The sequence below is a fragment of the Elioraea sp. Yellowstone genome, assembly GCF_006704265.1.
GTDB lineage: Bacteria > Pseudomonadota > Alphaproteobacteria > Acetobacterales > Acetobacteraceae > Elioraea.
Genome location: NZ_VIKA01000058.1, coordinates 1 through 19,263, shown reverse-complemented (window position 1 = coordinate 19,263; position 19,263 = coordinate 1). Strand labels below are relative to the sequence as shown.

At 72.5% G+C, this 19,263-nt stretch carries 18 protein-coding genes and 1 tRNA gene; 7 read left to right on the top strand and 12 right to left on the bottom strand.

Features of this window, described 5'->3' with window-relative positions; translation table 11 throughout:
* The coding region (locus tag FK498_RS10055) for an MFS transporter (protein WP_161988375.1) at positions 1 to 636 on the top strand (636 nt) is incomplete at its 5' end.
* Here the strand turns inward: FK498_RS10055 and FK498_RS10050 are convergent.
* Positions 637 to 1,362 (bottom strand): PolC-type DNA polymerase III, encoded by a 726-nt coding sequence (locus tag FK498_RS10050; RefSeq protein WP_141854127.1) that lies wholly within the window; start codon positions 1,360 to 1,362, stop codon positions 637 to 639. It lies immediately after the preceding gene.
* 159 nt (positions 1,363 to 1,521) lie between these two features.
* Positions 1,522 to 1,734, bottom strand: coding sequence for a hypothetical protein (locus FK498_RS10045; protein ID WP_141854125.1), 213 nt, complete (start codon positions 1,732 to 1,734; stop codon positions 1,522 to 1,524).
* A gap of 134 nt (positions 1,735 to 1,868) precedes the next feature.
* On the opposite strand from FK498_RS10045, the gene FK498_RS10040 reads away from it, so the two are divergent.
* A complete protein-coding gene (locus tag FK498_RS10040; protein WP_141854123.1) occupies positions 1,869 to 3,779 on the top strand; it encodes an AMP-binding protein in 1,911 nt (636 codons plus the stop codon).
* 404 nt (positions 3,780 to 4,183) lie between these two features.
* Positions 4,184 to 4,498: an ETC complex I subunit gene (locus FK498_RS19940; protein WP_237560905.1), complete on the top strand. Its 315-nt coding sequence runs from the start codon at positions 4,184 to 4,186 to the stop codon at positions 4,496 to 4,498.
* 16 nt (positions 4,499 to 4,514) lie between these two features.
* On the opposite strand, the gene dnaJ is transcribed toward FK498_RS19940, so the two are convergent.
* The 6 genes from dnaJ to hrcA all read right to left on the bottom strand — a co-directional run bounded on the left by dnaJ (position 4,515) and on the right by hrcA (position 10,783).
* The gene (dnaJ, locus tag FK498_RS10030) at positions 4,515 to 5,654 is read right to left on the bottom strand and encodes a molecular chaperone DnaJ (RefSeq protein ID WP_141854121.1); all 1,140 of its coding nucleotides are present in this window, start codon (positions 5,652 to 5,654) and stop codon (positions 4,515 to 4,517) included.
* A gap of 89 nt (positions 5,655 to 5,743) precedes the next feature.
* Positions 5,744 to 7,675 (bottom strand): molecular chaperone DnaK, encoded by a 1,932-nt coding sequence (gene dnaK / locus FK498_RS10025; RefSeq protein WP_141854119.1) that lies wholly within the window; start codon positions 7,673 to 7,675, stop codon positions 5,744 to 5,746.
* 231 nt (positions 7,676 to 7,906) lie between these two features.
* Positions 7,907 to 8,524, bottom strand: coding sequence for a nucleotide exchange factor GrpE (locus FK498_RS10020; RefSeq protein WP_141854117.1), 618 nt, complete (start codon positions 8,522 to 8,524; stop codon positions 7,907 to 7,909).
* Between the two features lie 77 nt (positions 8,525 to 8,601).
* Positions 8,602 to 9,051 (bottom strand): quercetin 2,3-dioxygenase, encoded by a 450-nt coding sequence (locus FK498_RS10015; protein WP_141854115.1) that lies wholly within the window; start codon positions 9,049 to 9,051, stop codon positions 8,602 to 8,604.
* A complete protein-coding gene (locus tag FK498_RS10010; protein WP_141854114.1) occupies positions 9,051 to 9,533 on the bottom strand; it encodes a hypothetical protein in 483 nt (160 codons plus the stop codon). Before FK498_RS10010 ends, FK498_RS10015 begins: the two co-directional genes overlap by 1 nt.
* A 143-nt stretch (positions 9,534 to 9,676) precedes the next feature.
* Positions 9,677 to 10,783, bottom strand: coding sequence for a heat-inducible transcriptional repressor HrcA (gene hrcA, locus FK498_RS10005; protein ID WP_237560904.1), 1,107 nt, complete (start codon positions 10,781 to 10,783; stop codon positions 9,677 to 9,679).
* A 122-nt stretch (positions 10,784 to 10,905) separates the two neighbouring features.
* Here hrcA and rph point away from each other — a divergent pair, with 122 nt between their 5' ends.
* The 3 genes from rph (at position 10,906) to guaA (ending at position 14,004) form a co-directional block, all read left to right on the top strand.
* Entirely contained in the window at positions 10,906 to 11,622 is a 717-nt protein-coding gene (gene rph / locus FK498_RS10000; RefSeq protein WP_141854112.1) for a ribonuclease PH, read from the top strand.
* Complete coding sequence (locus tag FK498_RS09995; protein WP_141854110.1) at positions 11,615 to 12,223, top strand: non-canonical purine NTP pyrophosphatase; 609 nt, start codon at positions 11,615 to 11,617, stop codon at positions 12,221 to 12,223. The genes rph and FK498_RS09995 overlap by 8 nt, the downstream gene beginning before the upstream one ends.
* A 233-nt stretch (positions 12,224 to 12,456) precedes the next feature.
* On the top strand, positions 12,457 to 14,004 hold the full coding sequence (gene guaA / locus FK498_RS09990) for a glutamine-hydrolyzing GMP synthase (RefSeq protein WP_141854108.1): 1,548 nt from the start codon (positions 12,457 to 12,459) through the stop codon (positions 14,002 to 14,004).
* Between the two features lie 167 nt (positions 14,005 to 14,171).
* Here guaA and FK498_RS09985 read toward each other — a convergent pair.
* Positions 14,172 to 14,247 (bottom strand) — tRNA-Ala (locus tag FK498_RS09985).
* Between the two features lie 113 nt (positions 14,248 to 14,360).
* On the opposite strand from FK498_RS09985, the gene FK498_RS09980 reads away from it, so the two are divergent.
* Positions 14,361 to 16,313, top strand: a complete 1,953-nt coding sequence (locus tag FK498_RS09980; RefSeq protein ID WP_141854106.1) for an acetoacetate--CoA ligase — start codon at positions 14,361 to 14,363, stop codon at positions 16,311 to 16,313.
* Positions 16,314 to 16,428: 115 nt separating this feature from the next.
* On the opposite strand, the gene FK498_RS09975 is transcribed toward FK498_RS09980, so the two are convergent.
* From FK498_RS09975 to FK498_RS09965, 3 genes are read right to left on the bottom strand one after another with little or no spacing between them, the layout of a single operon-like run.
* The gene (locus tag FK498_RS09975) at positions 16,429 to 17,133 is read right to left on the bottom strand and encodes a ribonuclease activity regulator RraA (protein ID WP_141854104.1); all 705 of its coding nucleotides are present in this window, start codon (positions 17,131 to 17,133) and stop codon (positions 16,429 to 16,431) included.
* Positions 17,134 to 17,144: 11 nt separating this feature from the next.
* Complete coding sequence (locus tag FK498_RS09970; RefSeq protein ID WP_141854102.1) at positions 17,145 to 18,536, bottom strand: TRAP transporter large permease subunit; 1,392 nt, start codon at positions 18,534 to 18,536, stop codon at positions 17,145 to 17,147.
* A gap of 3 nt (positions 18,537 to 18,539) precedes the next feature.
* Positions 18,540 to 19,088, bottom strand: a complete 549-nt coding sequence (locus FK498_RS09965) for a TRAP transporter small permease subunit (RefSeq protein ID WP_141854100.1) — start codon at positions 19,086 to 19,088, stop codon at positions 18,540 to 18,542.
* Positions 19,089 to 19,263 lie beyond the last annotated feature (175 nt).

The following is a 19,263-nucleotide window of genomic DNA, read 5'->3' as shown; positions in this document are numbered from 1 at the left end:
GTGCTCGCCTGGGCCGCGGCCCGGCTGCCGGAGACGATCCGCGCGCGCGCCCCGGCGCTCGACCTCGGCGCGGTGGCGGGCGGCTATCGCGCGGTCTGGTCGGATCGCCGATTCCGCCGGCCCGCGCTGGTGGCGGCCGGGGCGATGGGCGGGCTGTTCGCCTTCGGTGCCGGCAGCCCGACGCTCTACATCACCGTCTTCGGCCTGACACCGCTCGCCTACGCGCTCTATCCGCTGATCGCGGTCGCGGGCGTGCTGGCCGGCGGCGGCGCGGCGCGGGCGATCATGCGGCGCGGGTCGCCCTCGCGCGCGATGGCGATCGGGGTCGCGCTGATGCTGGCGGGCGGGCTCGGCATGGCGGCACTCGCCCCGTTCGGCCTGTTCGGCAAGCACGCGGTGAACGTGACCATGCTGATGTTCGTGCTCGGCCTGGGCTTCGCCCTGCCGGCCGCCTTCGCCGAGGCGCTGGCACCGTTCCCCGACCGGGCGGGGACGGCGGCGAGCCTCGCCGGCGCGGTGCAGATCGCCGGCGGCGCGCTCGCCGCAGCGGCGGCGTCCGTGGCACCGATGCCCTGGGTGATGGCGCTCTGCGGGGTGGTCGCGGCGGGTGCCGCGGCGCACGCCGGACGGGGCTGATCAGAACGCGGCGCTGGCGGCCGCGAGCGACTCGCGCATCCGTGTCCGCCGCAGCAGCGCCTCGAGATCGCCCACGCCGGCGAGTTCGGCGCGCCGCAGCAGGTCGGCAAACAGGTGCGCGGTCATGATCGCATCGCCGAGCGCATCGTGCCGCCCCGCCACCACCAGGCCGTGCCGTGCGGCGAGCGCCTCGAGGCTGTGGTCGGCCGCGGCCGGATCGAGCCAGCGCGAGAGGGCAAGGGTGCACACCGCCGGCTGGTCGAAGCGCACGCCTGCGCGAGCCTCGGCGCAATGGAGGCAGGTGAGGTCGAAGGCCGCGTTGTGCGCGACCAGCACGTCGCCGGCAGCATAGCGATGGAAGGCCGCCACCGCCTCGGGCCAGGCGATCGCGTCGCGCACCATCGCGTCGGTGATGCCGTGGATCGCCGTGCCCTGCGGCGGGATCGGCCGGCCGGGATGGCAGTAGGTCGCGAAGGCGGCCGTCCCATCCACCCGTCCGTCCTGCACCCTGACCGCGCCGATCGCGACGATCCGGTCGCCGCGCGAGGGCCTGAGCCCGGTGGTCTCCAGGTCGAACACGACGAAGCGGAGCCGCGCGAGGGGGCCCTGCGGCAACAGGAGCGGCTCGGCGAGACGCCGGTGGCGCTCGTCCTGGGTTGGCGTCAGCAGATGGGCCGCCGCCCCCTGCCACAGCCGTCTGAGCCAGAACCCGGGTCCCGAGACCATGCGATCGTCCTGCCCGCCGGCCGCTCCGGTCGCGGAGCGACCAGGCACGGCACTCTATTGGCCGACGGTCGGCGAGGGAACCGCGCCCGGCTGCGATCCCTGCCTGTGAGGTGCGGGCCCGGTCCCTCTCGAGCCGATCCTTCGGCCGGCCGGTTCGGCTCAGTTCAGGCCGCAGCCGCCGGCACCGAGGATCCGTGCCGTACCGGGATGGTCGGGCAGCCGTTCCGGCGCCTCCCGGACGAGCCGCGCCGCGGCGCGCAGGATCGCATCCCGAGTCGCCACCAGGCCGAGCGACTCCGCCTCCTGGGCGAGCGCGCGCAGGCACGCAAGCAGGCCGTCGGGGGAGGGTGCAGGGGTGTCGGCGGCGGTCATGCAGGCTCCTGATCCTACCATGGCATTCTGACGCGCCGCCGCCGGGCAGAGAAGAAGCTTCGGGCGGGCGTGGTCGCGTTGCGTCGCACGGCCTCTTTGGCGCACCCTCTGCCCGGCAGAGGGGACAGCAGGACATGGCCGGTGGATACGACGCGACCTATGCGGCTTGGCGGGCGAATCCGGAAGGCTGGTGGTCGGCACGGGCGGCTGCGATCGACTGGGAGGTGCCGCCGCGCGCCGCCTTCGACCCGACCCTCGGGGTGTATGGCCGCTGGTTCCCGGGCGGGCGGCTGAACACCTGCTTCAACGCGCTCGACCGCCATGTCGCCGCCGGGCTGGGCGACCGGCCGGCACTGATCTGGGACAGCGCGATGACGGGGCGGGTGGAGACGCTGAGCTACGCGCAGCTCACCGACCGGGTGGCGCGGCTGGCCGGCGCGCTCGCCGCGCGCGGCGTCGCGAGGGGCGACCGGGTGATCGTCTACATGCCGATGGTGCCGGAGGCTGTGATCGCGATGCTCGCCTGCGCGCGGCTGGGCGCGATCCACTCCGTGGTGTTCGGCGGCTTCGCCGCGGCCGAACTCGCCAGCCGGATCGCCGATGCGCAGCCCAAGGCGATCGTCTCGGCCTCCTGCGGGCTCGAGCCCGGCCGCATCGTGCCCTACAAGCCGCTGCTCGACGCGGCGATCGCGCTCAGCCCGCACAAGCCGGCGTTCTGCCTCATCCTGCAGCGTCCCGAGCGCGTCTGCGACCTCGCGCCCGGCCGTGACGAGGACCTGCGCGCGGCGGAGGATGCCGCCGAGCCGCACCCTTGCGTGCCGGTCGAGGCGACCGACCCGCTCTACATCCTCTACACCTCCGGAACGACGGGACGGCCCAAGGGGATCGTACGCGACAACGGCGGGCATGCGGTCGCGCTCGCGAACTCGATGGCGATGCTCTACGGCGCTGGTGCCGGCGACGTCTTCTGGGCCGCCTCCGATGTCGGCTGGGTGGTCGGCCATTCCTACATCGTCTACGGGCCGCTGCTCGCCGGCTGCACGACGATCGTCTACGAGGGCAAGCCAGTCGGCACGCCCGATGCGGGGGCGTTCTGGCGCGTCTGCGGGCAGCACGGCGTGAAGGCGATGTTCACCGCCCCCACCGCGATCCGCGCCATCAAGCGCGAGGATCCCGAGGGGCGGCTGATGGCACGCCACGACCTCGCACGGCTCGAGGCGCTCTTTCTCGCCGGGGAACGCTGCGATCCGGACACGGTCCTGTGGGCCGAGACGCTGCTCCGGCGTCCCGTGATCGACCACTGGTGGCAGACCGAGACGGGCTGGGCGATCACCGGCAACTTCCGGGGCTTGGGCCTGTTCCCGACGCGGCCCGGCTCGGGCGGCAAGCCCTCGCCCGGCTACGATCTCCGCGTGCTCGACGAGGCCGGGCGCGAGGTGCCGCGCGGCACGATCGGCGACCTCGTGGTGAAGCTGCCGCTGCCGCCCTCCTGCGTGCCCACGCTCTGGAACAACGACCAGGGCTTCCGCGACGCCTATCTGAGCCAGCACCCCGGTCACTACACCACCGCCGATGCCGGCATGATCGACGAGGACGGCTATGTCTGGGTGATGAGCCGCACCGACGACATCATCAACGTCGCCGGGCATCGGCTCAGCACGGGCGCGATGGAGGAGGTGCTCGCCGCGCATCCGGACGTCGCGGAATGCGCGGTCGTCGGCGTGAAGGACGCGCTGAAGGGCCAGGTGCCGCTCGGCCTCGTGGTGCTGAAGGCGGGCGTGACGAAGGACGAGAAGACGCTCGAGGCGGAACTCGTGGCGATGGTGCGCGACCGCATCGGGCCCGTCGCCGCGTTCCGCACCGCGCGCGTGGTGCCGCGCCTGCCGAAGACGCGTTCGGGCAAGGTGTTGCGGGCGACCATCCGGAAGATCGCCGACGGACAGGACTACACCGTGCCGCCGACCATCGACGACCCGGCGAGCCTGGAGGAGATCAAGAGCGTGGTGGCGCCAGCGGGACCGCCGCTCCGGGCGCCGGGGCCTTGACCGGTCGCCAGCGCGATCCAGATCACCAGCATCCGGCACTGCACATCGACCGGCAGGAGGTGTGTATGCGGAACCCTTCTTCCTCAGCGAACGGCGCCGCGACGAGGTCGGGCAAGATCGCGCCCATGCAGGACGCCGCGGTCAACCTGCCTGATGCGGTGGACCGGGCCCTGGTCGACTCGTTCCCCGCGAGCGACCCTCCGGCCTGGCTGATCGTCGGCGCGGGCGGTCCGTCCCGGGTGGCACCCGGCGAAGGGAAGGCCGCAGGCAGCGTGGTTCGGCTCCCCGCCTTGCGGCCCCGGACCCGACCTCGGGATCGCGGGACCGGCCCGGCCGAAGTCGTGCCACTGGCCGGACCGCGGGCAGCGCGCGCAGCCGGCCGGTGCGACCCCGACGCGCCACGCGTGGTGATCTTTCTCCCCGGCCGCGGCGTGACGCAGGCGGGACGGGCGGGGACGCGCCGCTGGCGCCTCGAGTTCGAGCCCGAGAGCCGGCCATGGATCGAGCCGCTGATGGGCTGGACCGCCTCGGCCGACACGCGCCGGCAGGTGCGGCTCGACTTCCCGACGCGCGAGGCGGCGATCGCCTTCGCCGAACGTCAGGGGTGGCGGTGGCGGGTGCGCGAGCCGGCGCCGCAGCGCTTCCGGCCTGCCTGTCCCGACGATGGCACGGCGGAGGCGCCGGCCATCGAGCTGGCGGAGCTCGCATCGGCGGCCTGAGCGCGGGCGCCGCCCTTCAGTTCCGCCCCTCGAAGAAGGCCGCCACCTTGGCGAGGAAGCCCTCGCTCTCCGGGCTCGACTTCGCCTCGCCCTTCTCCGCCTCGCGCTCGAACTCGCGCAAAAGCTCCTGCTGACGCCTGGTGAGGTTCACCGGCGTCTCGACCACCACCTGGATGAACATGTCGCCGCGCGCGGCCGACCGGAGCTGGCTCATGCCCTTGCCGCGCAGGCGGAACTGGTCGCCCGTCTGGGTGCCCGCCGGGATCGCCACCTTGGCGCGCCCGCCGTCGATCGTGGGCACCTCGATCTGGCCGCCGAGCGCGGCGGCAGTCATGCGCAGCGGCACGCGGCAGTAGATGTTGGCGCCCTCGCGCTGAAAGATCTCGTGCGGACGCACCGTGACGTCGACGAAGAGGTCGCCTGGCGGGCCACCGCGCAGGCCAGCCTCGCCGGCGCCGGCGATCCTGAGCCGCATCCCGTCCTCGACGCCGGCCGGGATGTCGATGTTCAGCGTGCGGTCGCGCTGCACGCGGCCCGCCCCGCGGCAGACCCTGCACGGATCCTTGACCGCCCTGCCGGTGCCGCCGCAGGTCGGGCAGGTGCGCTCGATCAGGAAGAAACCCTGCTGGGCACGGATCTTGCCGTGGCCGCCACAGGAGGGGCAGGTGGCGGGCGGCGCGCCGCCCTCGGAGCCGCTGCCCTTGCACGCCTCGCAGGTCACCGAACCCGGCACGCGCAAGGAGGCCTTCTTGCCGGCGAAGGCCTCCTCGAGCGTCACCTCGACGGCAGCCCGCAGATCCGCACCCCGGCCCGAGCCGGCGGCGCCGCGCCGCCCGCCGCCCATGAACTCGCTGAACATCTCGTCGAAGATGTCGGCGAAGGAGCCGTGGGCCGAGAAGCCGAACCCGCCGGCCCCGGCACCGGCGCCCGCCTCGAAGGCAGCATGGCCGAACCGGTCATAGGCCGCGCGCTTCTCGGGATCGCGCAGCACCTCGTAGGCCTCGTTCACCTCCTTGAACTTGGCCTCGGCCGACTTGTCACCCGGATTGCGGTCCGGATGGTACTGCATCGCGAGCTTCCGGTAGGCCTTCTTGAGCTCCTCCGGAGAGGCGTCGCGCGCGACCCCCAGTGCCGCGTAGTAGTCCTGCTTGGCCATCCGTCAGCCCATGCGACTGCGAGACTCCGGGCGGAGCACGCCCCCTCCGCCGTCACCGGCGACGGAGAGGGCGTGGCCCTGCCTCACGCTCAGGCCGACTTCTTCTTGTCGTCCACGTCCTCGAAATCGGCGTCGACGACCTTCTCGTCCTTCGCCTGCCCGCCGGACGCGTCTCCCTCGGAGGGGCCGGAGGAGCCGGCGCCGGGCCCGGACTGGGTCTGGCGGTAGAGCAGCTCGCCCAGCTTCATCGCCGCCTGGGCGAGCGCCTCGGTCTTCGCCTTGATCGCCTCGACGTCCTCGCCGTCCTTGACCGCGCGCAGATCGGCGATCGCGCTCTCCACCGCCGCCTTCTCGGGTGCCGCGCCGAGCTTCTCGGCGTTCTCCTTCAGCGTCTTCTCGGTCTGATGGATCAGCGCATCGGCGTGGTTGCGCGCCTCCACCGCCTCGCGGCGCTTGCGGTCGGCGGCGGCATTCGCCTCCGCCTCCTTCACCATGCGCTGGATCTCGGCCTCCGTCAGGCCGCCCGAGGCCTGGATGCGGATCTGCTGCTCCTTGCCGGTGGCCTTGTCCTTGGCCGAGACCGAGACGATGCCGTTGGCGTCGATGTCGAAGGTGACCTCGATCTGCGGCACGCCGCGCGGCGCGGGCGGGATGCCGACCAGGTCGAACTGGCCGAGCAGCTTGTTGTCGGCCGCCATCTCGCGCTCGCCCTGGTAGACCTTGATCGTCACCGCCGTCTGGTTGTCGTCCGCGGTCGAGAAGATCTGGCTCTTGCGCGTCGGGATCGTGGTGTTGCGGTCGATCAGCCGGGTGAACACGCCGCCCAGCGTCTCGATGCCGAGGCTGAGCGGGGTGACATCGAGCAGCAGGACGTCCTTCACCTCGCCCTTCAGCACCGCGCCCTGGATCGCCGCACCGATCGCGACCACCTCGTCCGGGTTGACGTTGCGCGCCGGGTCCTTGCCGAAGAACGACTTCACCGTCTCGATGATCTTCGGCATGCGGGTCTGGCCGCCGACCAGGATCACCTCGTCCACCTCGCCCGCCGTGATGCCGGCGTCCTTCAGCGCCTGGCGGCACGGCTCGAGCGTCTTCTGGATCAGGTCGTCGACCAGCGCCTCGAGCTTGGCGCGCGAGAGCTTCATCACGAGGTGCTTCGGCCCGGAGGCGTCGGCGGTGATGAAGGGCAGGTTGATCTCGGTCTCCTTGGAGGAGGAGAGCTCGATCTTCGCCTTCTCGGCGGCCTCCTTCAGCCGCTGCAGCGCGAGCTTGTCGTTGCGCAGGTCGATCCCCTGCTCGCGCTTGAACTCGTCGGCGAGCCAGTCGATCACGCGCTTGTCGAAATCCTCGCCGCCGAGGAAGGTGTCGCCGTTGGTCGACTTCACCTCGAACACGCCGTCGCCGATCTCGAGGATCGAGATGTCGAAGGTGCCGCCGCCGAGGTCATAGACCGCGATCGTGCCGGACTTCTTCTTGTCCATGCCGTAGGCGAGCGCGGCCGCGGTCGGCTCGTTGATGATGCGCAGCACCTCGAGCCCGGCGATCCGGCCCGCGTCCTTGGTCGCCTGGCGCTGGCTGTCGTTGAAGTAGGCCGGCACGGTGATGACCGCCTGGGTCACCTTCTCGCCCAGATAGGCCTCGGCCGTCTCCTTCATCTTCATGAGGATGAAGGCCGAGATCTGCGAGGGCGAGTAGCGCTCGCCGCGCACCTCCACCCAGGCGTCGCCGTTGTCGGCGCGGATGATCTTGTAGGGCACGAGGCCCACGTCCTTCGCCACGACCGGATCGTCGAAGCGCCGGCCGATCAGGCGCTTGATGGCGTAGAGCGTGTTGGTCGGGTTGGTCACCGCCTGGCGCTTGGCCGACTGGCCGACCAGCCGTTCGCCGTTGTCGGCGAAGGCCACCATGCTGGGCGTGGTGCGGGCGCCTTCCGCGTTCTCGATCACGCGGACGTCCTTGCCCTCCATCACCGCCACGCAGGAGTTGGTGGTGCCGAGGTCGATACCGATCACTTTGCTCATGGGGTCTTCCTTCTCTGGCGGGACGCTTGGGCCCGATCAGGCACCCGTCGCGCCCCCCTCTTGGATCACGGATGACGGCGATCCGGCGCACCGACGCGCCCCGGGGCGGAGGCGCGCGGATCGCTTCGCCACCTGCATGTATTGAGGGCGGGGGCGCGAGACAAGGCCCAGCGGGACGGGTATTGAGGGCGGGGGCGCGAGACAAGGCCCAGCGGGACGGGCCCGGGACGCTCACGCGGTGGTATCGACGGTGCCAGCGGAGGGCATCTCCGCCGCTGGCGCGGCCGGGCCGGCACCGCCGGTGGAGACGACCACCATGGCGGGCTTGAGGAGCCGCCCGTTCAGCGTCCAGCCCGGCGTCCAGGCCTGCGCAACGTGCCCGGCCGGGATGACCGGGCTCGGCGCCTCGGCCATCGCCTGGTGCAGCTCGGGGTCGAACTTCGCGCCCTGCGCCTCGACCCGCACCACGCCGTTGCGTTCCAGGACGGCAAGGAACATGCGCTGGGTCGCCTCGATCCCCTCGCGCATCTTCGCCAGCACCTCGGCCTCGCCCTCGGCGGGGGCGGGCAGGGCGGCGAGCGCGCGCTCCAGCGTCTCGGCGACCTCGACCACCTCGCGCGCGAAGCGCTGCACGGCGAAATTGCGCGCATCCTCGACTTCGCGGCGCGCGCGCGCGCGCACGTTCTGGGTCTCGGCCTCGGCCCGCAGCCACTTGTCCTTCAGCTCCGCAACCTCGGCCTCGAGGGCACGAATCCGGCTTGCGGCCTCCTCCATCAGCGCTTCGGCGGAGGCCGGCTCGTCAGCGCCGGGCGGCGTGCCCGGCGGCGGGAGATCGTCGGTGTTCTGCATCACGGGACAGACTTAGGCCCGGCCCGGCGCGATGGGAAGGCCCGCGCGCGGCAGGCTCGCGCCCGCGCGGCCGAGGGTCAGGTGCCGGGCGGGACGAAGCTCAGCCCGTAGCGCGGCGCGATCCCGACCAGGCGGGCGAGCGCATCCGCGGTCGGCGGCGCGATCGGACTGCCCGGCTCGGCCGGCGTCCCGACCTCGGCGAAGAACCGCTCGAAGCCGCCGGGCGTCAGCGTCACCAGGACGCGCGCGGCCGAGCGGCCGTCGTTGCGGAAGCCGTGCGGGATGCCGCGCGGGGCGAAGGCGGTCTCGCCCGCGCGCAGCGTGTGCCGCTCGCCCCCCACCGTCAGGACCAGCTCGCCCTCCAGCACGTGGAAGGTCTCGTCCTCGCGGCTGTGCACGTGCGGCGGCGGCCCGTTGCCGGGCGCGACCTCGATCTCGATCATGCCGAGCGCTCCCCCGGTCGCGGCCGCCTCGATCAGGATGCGGACGCGGTCGCCGCCGACGTCGTAGAGGCGTCCCTGCCGCATCAGGCGGCGACCATCAGCACGCGGCCCGGCGCCGCCTCGCCCGGCGCGGCCTCGGCGCGCGCGGCGCGGAACTCCGCCTGCATCGCCGGCGTGAGCACCTCGACCAGCAGCCGCTCCTCGATCCAGACCTCGATCACGCCCCACGCGTGTCCATGGGCGCTGCGCAGCGCCCGGCGGCTCTGCCAGCCGCGCATCCCCGCCGCCAGATGCACCTCGGCCTCGTCGAGCGCAGTGCCGATCGCGAGCCGGGTGGTCGCCGCGGCGATCTCCGGCACCGGGCCGGCGAGCGTGTCGCGCGAGGTGCGCATCCGGTCGAGGCCCGCCGGCAGGACCTCGAGCCCGGCACCCGTGCCGTCGGCGGCGAGCGCAACGAATCGACCCGGCACGGGGGGCGCGGGCAGCGCCTCGCCACCCCAGAGTTCGGCGATGAAGCCGGCGACCGCCGCGGGATGGTGTGCCGGGATCGAGGCATCGAGCAGCATGGCGGCATGGGCTCCGTGGGTCGGCGCGGCGACCGCCGGGCGGTCTCCGGGACGCGCGATCCCGCGCGGCCGGGAGAAACGCTGGCACCGCCATGTTTCCGTTTGTTGTCAGCCCGACGGCGTGCGGCGCCCTGCGCCCCGTGTCAGCCGAGCAGCCGGCCAATCACCTTCGCGGTGTAGTCGACCGCCGGGATGATGCGGCCGTAGTTGATGCGCGTCGGCCCGATCACGCCGATCGCGCCCACCACCTTCTCGCGCGTGTTGCGGTAGGGCGAGACGATCATGGTGACGCCCGCGGTCTCGAACAGGCGGTTCTCGGCGCCGATGAAGATCTGCACGCCGTCGGATTGCTGGGCGAGCTCGAGGAGCTGGAGCAGCGTCTCCTTCGCCTCCAGCCGCTCGAACAGGGTGCGGATCGCGTCGAGCTGCGCGAGCGCGGTGACGTCGGCGAGCAGCCGCGCCTGGCCGCGCACGATCAGCGCCCCGCCCGAGGCGCCGCCCGAGCGCGTCGCCAGCCCGGCCTCGACCACCTTGGAGGAGAGCGCGTCGAGCTCGGTGCGGTGGGCGGCGATCTCCTCCTCGATCACGCGCCGCACCTCCTCGAGGGTGCGCCCGCCGAGCCTTGCGTTCACGTAGTTCGAGGCCTGCACGAGCAGCGAGGGCGGGAGCCCCTGCGGCGCCTCGATGACCCGGTTCTCGACCGTGCCGTCCTCGCTCACCAGCACGACCAGCACCCGGCCGGGCCCGAGGGCGACGAACTCGACATGGCGCAGCGGGCTCTCGCTCTTCGGCGCGAGCACCAGTCCGGCCGCCTGGGAGAGGCCCGCCAGCAGGTCCGAGGCCTCGGCCAGCATGTCCTCGATCGAGCGGCCCTGCGCGGTGCAGCGCACCGTGATGGCCTCCTCCTCCTCGGGCGAGAGCGTGCCGCGTTCCAGCAGCCCGTCGACGAACAGGCGCAGCCCGCGGTCGGTCGGCAGACGGCCGGCCGAGGTGTGGGGGGAGAAGATCAGCCCGGACTCCTCCAGATCGGCCATCACATTGCGGATCGTCGCCGGGGAGAGCGTCATCGGCAGACGGCGCGACAGCGTACGGCTGCCCACCGGCTCGCCGGTCTCGACATAGGCCTCGACGATCTCGCGCAGGATGATCGCCGACCGCTCGGTCAGGCCAAGCCCGCCGGCGCCGGCCGGCTGGCCGCGTCGGCTCGATGGCTCCGCCGCAGGCCGCACTCCGTCAGCGTTCCCGCTCATGGCTCGTCATGTCCAGCGCCTGCAACGTATGAACGGGGGGGGCGGCGGTCAACGCGCCGGCACTCGCAAGCGGGCTGCGCCGCGGCTATGGTCCGCCCTCCGCCCCGCCCCGAGGAGATCCCATGCGCCCGTCCGGCCGCGCGCCCGATGCCCCTCGCCCCGTGGTCCTGCAGGTCAACCCGATCCGCCACGCCGAGGGCTCCTGCTTCGTCAAGTTCGGCCACACCCATGTGCTCTGCACCGCCTCGGTGGAGGGGCGGGTGCCGCCCTTCCTGCGCAACTCCGGCCAGGGCTGGGTGACCGCCGAGTACGGCATGCTGCCGCGGTCCACCCACACTCGCACCGAACGCGAGGCCGCGCGCGGCAAGCAGTCGGGGCGCACCCTCGAGATCCAGCGGCTGATCGGACGCGCCATGCGTTCGGTGACCGACCTCAAGGCGATGGGCGAGATGACGGTCACGCTGGACTGCGACGTGATCCAGGCGGATGGCGGCACCCGCACCGCCGCGATCACCGGCGCCTGGGTGGCGCTCAGCCTCGCCTTCCGCAAGCTGGCGAAGAGCCGGCTGATCGCGGCCTCGCCGCTGCGCGGCCAGGTCGCGGCCGTCTCCTGCGGCATCTACAAGGGCGTTCCGGTGCTTGATCTCGACTACGCCGAGGACAGCGAGGCCGAGGCCGACGGCAACTTCGTGCTGACCGCCGACGGGGGGCTGGTCGAGGTCCAGGCGACCGCCGAGAAGCGCCCCATGCGCCCCGAGGAGGTGGACGCCCTGATGGCGCTCGCCAGGGTCGGCTGCGCGGCGCTGTTCAAGGCGCAGACGGAGGCGCTCGGTGACTGAGCGGCGGCTCTCACGGGGCGACCGGCTGGTCGTCGCCACCCACAACCCGGGCAAGCTCGCCGAGATCGCCGCCCTGCTCGCCCCCTTGGGCGTCGAGGCGCTGGGCGCCGCCGCCCTCGGCCTGGCCGAGCCTGCCGAGACCGGCAGCACCTTCGCCGAGAACGCGACGATCAAGGCGCTGGCGGCGGCGCGGGCGGCCGGCCTGCCGGCGCTCGCCGACGATTCCGGCTTCTCGGTCGCCGCGCTGGACGGCGCGCCCGGTGTGCACACCGCCGACTGGGCCACCCTGCCGGACGGATCCCGCGACTACGGAGTGGCGATGGCGCTGACCCGCGCGCGCATCGGCGAACCCGAGGACGCGCGCGCCTGGTTCACCTGCTGTCTCGCGCTCGCCTGGCCGGACGGCGCGGTCGAGACCTTCGAGGGGCGGATCGACGGCACCTGGGTCTGGCCGCCGCGCGGGACGGAGGGTTTCGGCTACGACCCGATGTTCCTGCCCGACGGCGAGGCCGAAACCTTCGGCGAGATGGCACCCGCCCGCAAGCACGCCATCAGCCATCGCGCGCGCGCCTTCGCCGCCTTGCGCTCCCGCCTCGGCTGAGCGCGCCGCGCCGGCCGCTTTATCCCTTTACCGCTTTACCCCTTTACGGGGTGACGCCCCGCCCCCGGCCGAGCCGGCCGGAACGGAAGCGGACGCACTCTCGCACAGGGCTGCGCTAGGATCTGTCGCGCCGCCCCGGCGTCCGCCGCGCGAGCCGGCGTCCGGAACCCGGCACTTCGGTCGCCGGGCGCCGCACCCCTTTCCAACCCCGCGCGCTCCTGTATCTGTCCGCCATGACGGACCGGATCCTGATCCTCGACTTCGGCAGCCAGGTGACGCAGCTGATCGCGCGGCGCGTGCGCGAGAGCGGCGTCTACTGCGAGATCTGGCCCTTCAACGCCCCGCCCGAGCGGATCGCCGACTTCGCCCCGCGCGGCGTCATCCTCTCCGGCGGCCCGGCGAGCGTCACCGAGGGGGCGAGCCCGCGCGCGCCCGACCTCGTCTTCGCGCTCGGCGTGCCGGTGCTCGGCATCTGCTACGGCCAGCAGACCATGGTCGCGCAGCTCGGCGGCGAGGTGCAGACCTCGGACCACCGCGAGTTCGGCCGCGCCTTCCTCGACGTCACCGGCGACTGCGCGCTGTTCCACGGCGTATGGCAGACGGGCGGGCGCGAGCAGGTGTGGATGAGCCACGGCGACCGGGTGACGCGCCTGCCGCCGGGCTTCCGCGTGGTCGGCGTCAGCGAGGGCGCGCCCTTCGCCGCGATCGCCGACGACCAGCGCCGCTTCTACGGCGTGCAGTTCCATCCCGAGGTGGTGCACACCCCGCACGGCGCGGCGCTGCTGCGCAACTTCACCCATGCGGTCGCCGGCTGCCGCGGCGACTGGACGATGGCGAATTTCCGCGCCGCCGAGATCGCGCGGATCCGCCGCCAGGTCGGCGACGGCCGGGTGATCTGCGGCCTCTCGGGCGGGGTCGATTCCGCGGTCGCGGCGGTGCTGATCCACGAGGCGGTCGGCGACCAGCTCACCTGCATCTTCGTCGATCACGGCCTGCTGCGGCAGGGCGAGGCCGAGCAGGTGGTGGCGACGTTCCGCGACCGCTTCAACATCCGCCTGGTGCACCGCGACGCCTCCGAACTCTTCCTCGGCGCGCTCGCCGGCGTCACCGACCCGGAGGCGAAGCGCAAGACGATCGGGCGGCTGTTCGTCGAGGTGTTCGAGGAGGAGGCGTCCAGGCTCGGCGGCGCGGAGTTCCTCGCCCAGGGCACGCTCTATCCGGACGTGATCGAGAGCGTCAGCTTCACCGGGGGCCCGAGTGTCACGATCAAGAGCCACCACAATGTCGGTGGCCTGCCGGAACGGATGAACATGACGCTCGTCGAGCCCCTGCGCGAGCTGTTCAAGGACGAGGTGCGGGCACTCGGGCGCGAGCTCGGCCTTCCCGAGGCGATCGTCGGGCGGCATCCGTTCCCGGGACCCGGCCTCGCGATCCGCATCCCCGGCGAGGTGACGCGCGAGCGGGTCGCCCTGCTGCAGAAGGTCGATGCGATCTTCCTCGAGGAGATCCGCGCGGCCGGGCTCTATGACGCGATCTGGCAGGCTTTCGCCGTGCTGCTGCCGGTGCGCACGGTCGGCGTGATGGGCGACGGCCGCACCTACGATCAGGCTTGTGCCTTGCGCGCGGTGACGAGCACGGACGGGATGACCGCGGATGTCTATCCGTTCGACATGGGGTTCCTGCTGCGCACCGCGAACCGGATCGTCAACGAGGTGCGCGGCATCAACCGCGTGACCTATGACATCACCTCCAAGCCGCCCGGCACGATCGAGTGGGAGTGACGCCCGCCCGCCGTGGCGGTCCTGCGGCATGGCGGAAGCCCGGCCGCCCGGTTGCCCCTCGATACAGCGATCCCGGACGACGCTCAGGCCAGGGGGAGGGGAAGATCACCTTCGCCGCCCCGGCAGCCCCCGACGGCGCCATGCCGGAGGACGAGCGGCCCGGCGGGTGGTGGAGCCAAGGGGAGTCGAACCCCTGACCTCGTGAATGCCATTCACGCGCTCTCCCAACTGAGCTATGGCCCCAGCCGGCAGGGCGCGGACCATAGCCACTGCTCCCCCCGCCTGCAAGCCCGCGGCTCGGCTTGCCGATCCGCCCCGCGCCCCGCGAATATCGACGCCCCGAGGGGAGGAGAGGGATGAGCGAGATCCTGTGGCGGCCCGGCGCGGAGCAGGTGGCGGCGACCAACCTGAACGCCTTCCGGCTCTGGCTGCAGGCCGCGCGCGGCATCACGCTGGCCGACTTCCCGGCGCTCTGGCGCTGGTCGGTGGACGACATCCCCGCCTTCTGGACCGCGCTCTGGGACTTCGCCGGGATCGTCGGCGAGCGCGGCGGGGTGGCGCTCGACAACCCGACCGCCATGCCGGGCGCGCGCTTCTTCCCCGACTCCCGGCTCTGCTACGCCGAGAACGTCCTCCGCCATGGCGGCGACCGCCCGGCGATCGTGTTCCGCGGCGAGGACGGGCGGCGCGTCGCCTGGTCGCGCGACGACCTGCGCGCCCAGGCCGCCGGCTTCGCCGCCGGGCTGCGCGCGCTCGGGCTCGGCGTCGGCGACCGCGTGGCCGCCTACCTGCCGGACATCCCCGAGGCGATCGCGGCGATGCTGGGCACCAACGCCGCCGGCGGCACCTGGTCCTCCTGCAGCCCGGATTTCGGCCCGGCCGGCGTGCTCGACCGCTTCGGCCAGATCGCGCCGACCGTGCTGGTCGCCGCCGACGGCTACCGCTACGGCGGCAGGACCTTCCGCAACGCCGCCAGGATCCGCGAGGTGATGGCCGGGCTGCCGACGGTGAAGCGGCTGGTGATCGTGCCCGTCCTGGGCGACGCCGAGGCGCTGGCGATCCCGGGCGCGGTGACCTGGGAGTCGTTCCGCGTGCCGGGCGCGGCGCTCGAGTTCACGCGCCTGCCGTTCAGCCACCCGCTCTACATCCTCTATTCCTCCGGCACGACAGGAAAGCCGAAGTGCATCGTGCACGGCGCCGGCGGCGTGCTCCTCAAGCACGCCTGCGAGCACCTGCTGCACACCGACCTCAAGCCGGACGACCGGCTGTTCTACTTCACCACCCTCGGCTGGATGATGTGGAACTGGCAGGTCTCGGGACTGATGGCGGGCGCCACCCTGCTGCTGTTCGACGGCAACCCGTTCCATCCCTCGCCGGCTTCGCTGTTCGACATCGCCGAGGCGGAAGGCATGACGATCTTCGGCACCTCGGCGAAGTACATCGACGCGATCGCCAAGGCCGGGCTGAAGCCGCGCGAGACGCACGACCTCAGCGCCCTGCGCACGATGCTCTCCACGGGCAGCCCGCTCGCCCCGGAGAGCTTCGACTACGTCTATCGCGACGTGAAGTCCGACATCGGGCTCTACTCGATCTCGGGCGGGACCGACATCGTCGGCTGCTTCGCGCTCGGCAACCCGATGGGGCCGGTGCGGCGGGGCGAGCTCTCGACGCGGGCGCTCGGCTGCGCGGTCGAGGTGTTCGACGACGGCGGCAGGCCGGTGCGCGGCCGGAAGGGCGAGCTCGTCTGCCTCAGGCCCTTCCCCTCGATGCCGGTGATGTTCTGGAACGATCCGGACGGCGCGCGCTACCGCGCCGCCTATTTCGAGCGCTTCCCCGGCGTCTGGCACCACGGCGACTGGTGCGAGCTGATCGAGCACGAGGACGGCACGGTCGGCATGGTGATCACGGGGCGGTCGGATGCCGTGCTGAACCCGGGCGGGGTGCGCATCGGCACCGCCGAGATCTACCGCCAGGTGGAGACCCTGCCCGAGATCCAGGAGGCCCTGGTGATCGGCCAGGACTGGGACAACGACGTGCGCGTGGTGCTGTTCGTGCGCATGAGGGACGGGCTGACGCTGGACGATGCGCTGCGCGCGCGCATCCGCCAGACCATCCGCGAGAACGCCTCGCCGCGGCACGTGCCGGCGAAGATCATCCAGGTCGCGGACATCCCGCGCACGCGGTCGGGCAAGATCACCGAACTCGCGGTGCGCGACGTGGTGCACGGACGGCCGGTGAAGAACCTCGAGGCGCTGGCGAATCCGGAGGCGCTCGAACTGTTCCGGGACATTCCCGAATTGAGGACATAGTGGGGGGACGACGGTCGTCCCCCCACACCCCCCTCCGGAGGGCGTCGCTCCCGCTGGTCGCGACGCGCGCCCCGACCGACGGGAGGGGCGCCCTCTGGAGGGGGGCCGGGGAGCCTCAGGCTCCCCCGGTCTCCTTCTCGTACCGGGCCTTCGTCTCGGCGTTGGGCGGATAGAGCCCGGGCAGCGCCGCCCCCTTCTCCACCTCGCGCATGATCCAGGCCTCGAGCTTCTCCTGCGCCTCGGCCTCGCGCGCCACCGCCTCGACCAGCGCGCGCGGGATCAGCACGGCGCCGTCGTCGTCCGCCACCACCACGTCGTCCGGATAGACCGCGACCCCGCCGCAGCCCACCGGCTCCTGCCAGTTCACGAAGGTCAGGGCCGCGACCGAGGGCGGCGCCGCCTCGGCCGCGCACCAGACGGGCAGGCTCGTGCCGCGCACGCCGGCCGCGTCGCGCACCGCCCCCTCGGTCACCAGCGCGGCGACCCCCTTCCTCGCCATGCGCGCGCACAGGATGTCGCCGAAGATCCCGGCATCCGTGATGCCCTCGGTGCCGGCCACCACCACCACGCCCTCCGGCATCGCCTCGATCGCGCCGCGCGTCGAACGCGGGCTGGACCAGCTCTCCGGCGTCGCCAGGTCCTCGCGCGCCGGGATGAAGCGCAGCGTGAAGGCCGGCCCGACGACGCGCGCCTGGCCGGCCCTGAGCGGCCGCGGGCCCCTCATCCAGGTCCTGCGCAGGCCCTTCTTCAGCAGCACCGTCGTCAGGGTCGCCGTCGTGACAGCCGCGAGCGTGTCGCGGATCGCCGGGGTGAGCGTCATCGTATCCTTTCCTATCCGAACAGAAGCCTCGGCAGCCATGTCGCCAGCCCGGGGAACTCCCAGAGCAGCCCCAGCGCCAGAAGCTGGAGCGCGACGAAGGGGATGATGCCCCGATAGAGGTCGCCGGTGGAGACCGATCCCGGCGCCACGCCGCGCAGGTAGAACAGCGCGAAGCCGAAGGGCGGCGTGAGGAAGCTCGTCTGCAGGTTCACGCCGATCATGACGCCGAGCCAGATCGGGTCGATGTCGAGCAGCAGCAGCGCCGGCGCGGTCAGCGGCACGACGATGAAGATGATCTCGAAGGTGTCGAGGAAGAAGCCGAGCAGGAACATCATGCCCATCGCCGCCAGCACCGCGCCCACCCGGCCGCCGGGCAGGCCGTGCAGCACCTGCTCGATCAGGAGCTCGCCGCCCATGGTGCGGAACACGAGGCTGAACATCGAGGCGCCGAACAGGATGATGAACACCATGGAGGTGGTCTTGAGCGTGCTCTCGGCCGCCTCCTGCAGCCGCGCCAGCGAGAGCTCGCCGCGCAGGATGGCGAGTGCGGCCGCCCCGACCGCGCCGACCGAGGCGCTCTCGGTCGGCGTGGCGATCCCGGCGAGAATCGAGCCGAGCACCGCCAGGATCAGCAGCAGCGGCGGCACCAGCGAGGCGACGATGCGCAGGGGCAGGCTCCCCCGTTCCGCATCCGTCATGGTGATCGCCGGCGCCGCGGACGGGCGTGCCCAGGCGAGCGCCACCGACCAGAGGATGTAGAGCCCGACCAGCAGAAGCCCCGGCAGCAGCGCGCCGGCGAACAGGTCGGAGACCGAGACCGGGTCGGGCGCGAAATTGCCCTTCCTGAGCTGCGCCTCGGCATTCGCGCCCTGGAGGAAGTCGGCGACGAAGATCAGGATGGTCGAGGGCGGGATGATCTGGCCGAGCGTGCCCGAGGCGCAGATCGCACCCGTGGCGAGCCTGGGGTCGTAGCCCGCGCGCAGCATCGCCGGCAGGCTGATCAGCCCCATCGTCACCACCGTCGCGCCGACCACGCCGGTCGAGGCGGCGAGCAGCGCGCCGACCACGATCACCGCGACCGCGAGACCGCCGCGCAGCGGGCCGAAGCACTGGCCCATCGTGGTCAGCAGCGCCTCGGCGATGCGCGTGCGCTCGAGCACCGTGCCCATGAGGATGAACAGCGGCACAGCGACCAGCACCTCGGACTGCATGATGCCGAAGTAGCGCGGTGCCAGGGTCGCGAAGTAGGACGGATCGAAGGCGCCGACCAGCCAGCCGAGCAGCGCGAAGAGGAGCGAGGTGCCGCCGAGCGTGAACGCGACCGGATAGCCGAGCATCAGCGTGCCGATCGCGACCGCGAACAGGAGGACGGAGAGGATCTCCCCGAGAACGGTCGAGTCCATCGCTCAGGGCGTTCCGCCGGCGGATGCGAGGTGCGGCGCGAAGGCGGGCTGGCCGGCGAGCAGCAGGGCGGCCTTCGCGGCCTGGGCGAGCCCCTGCAGCGCGAGGGTGGCGCAGAAGCCGAGCAGGCATGACTTCAGCAGGTAGAGCCCCGGCAGGCCGCCGATGTTCTGGCTGCCCTCGCCGAACATCCAGGCGAGCCGCACCGCGGGCCACGCATAGGCCCAGATCACCGCCAGCATCGGCAGCAGGAAGGCGAACACGCCGAGGATCTCGACCTTCGCCTTGGTGCGCGGATCGGCCGTGCGATAGAAGAGGTCGACCCGCACATGCGCATCCGCCCGCAGGGTGAAGGCGGCGGCCAGGGTGAAGCCGATGCCGTTCAGCCAGACATAGACGTCCTGCATCCAGATGAAGGCGATGCCGAAGCCGTAGCGCAGCACCACATTGAGGAAGCAGACGAGCACGGAGGCGACCAGCCCCCAGGCGAGGATGCGGCCCATGGCGCCGTTCAGCGCATCGACCGCACGCACGAACAGGACGAGTGCCGACATGACCCCAGGACGCTGCCCCCTGCCGCCGCGCGCCCGGCGCGCAAGTCCGGGTCCGGCGGCCCGGACCCTATGGGCAGGGCGGCGGAAACGCAAATGAAACGCGGCACGCCCTCTCCCGCCGCGGCCGCAGCGCCGCGCCGGCGCGCGGTCCTGGCGGCCCTGCTCGCCGCACCGG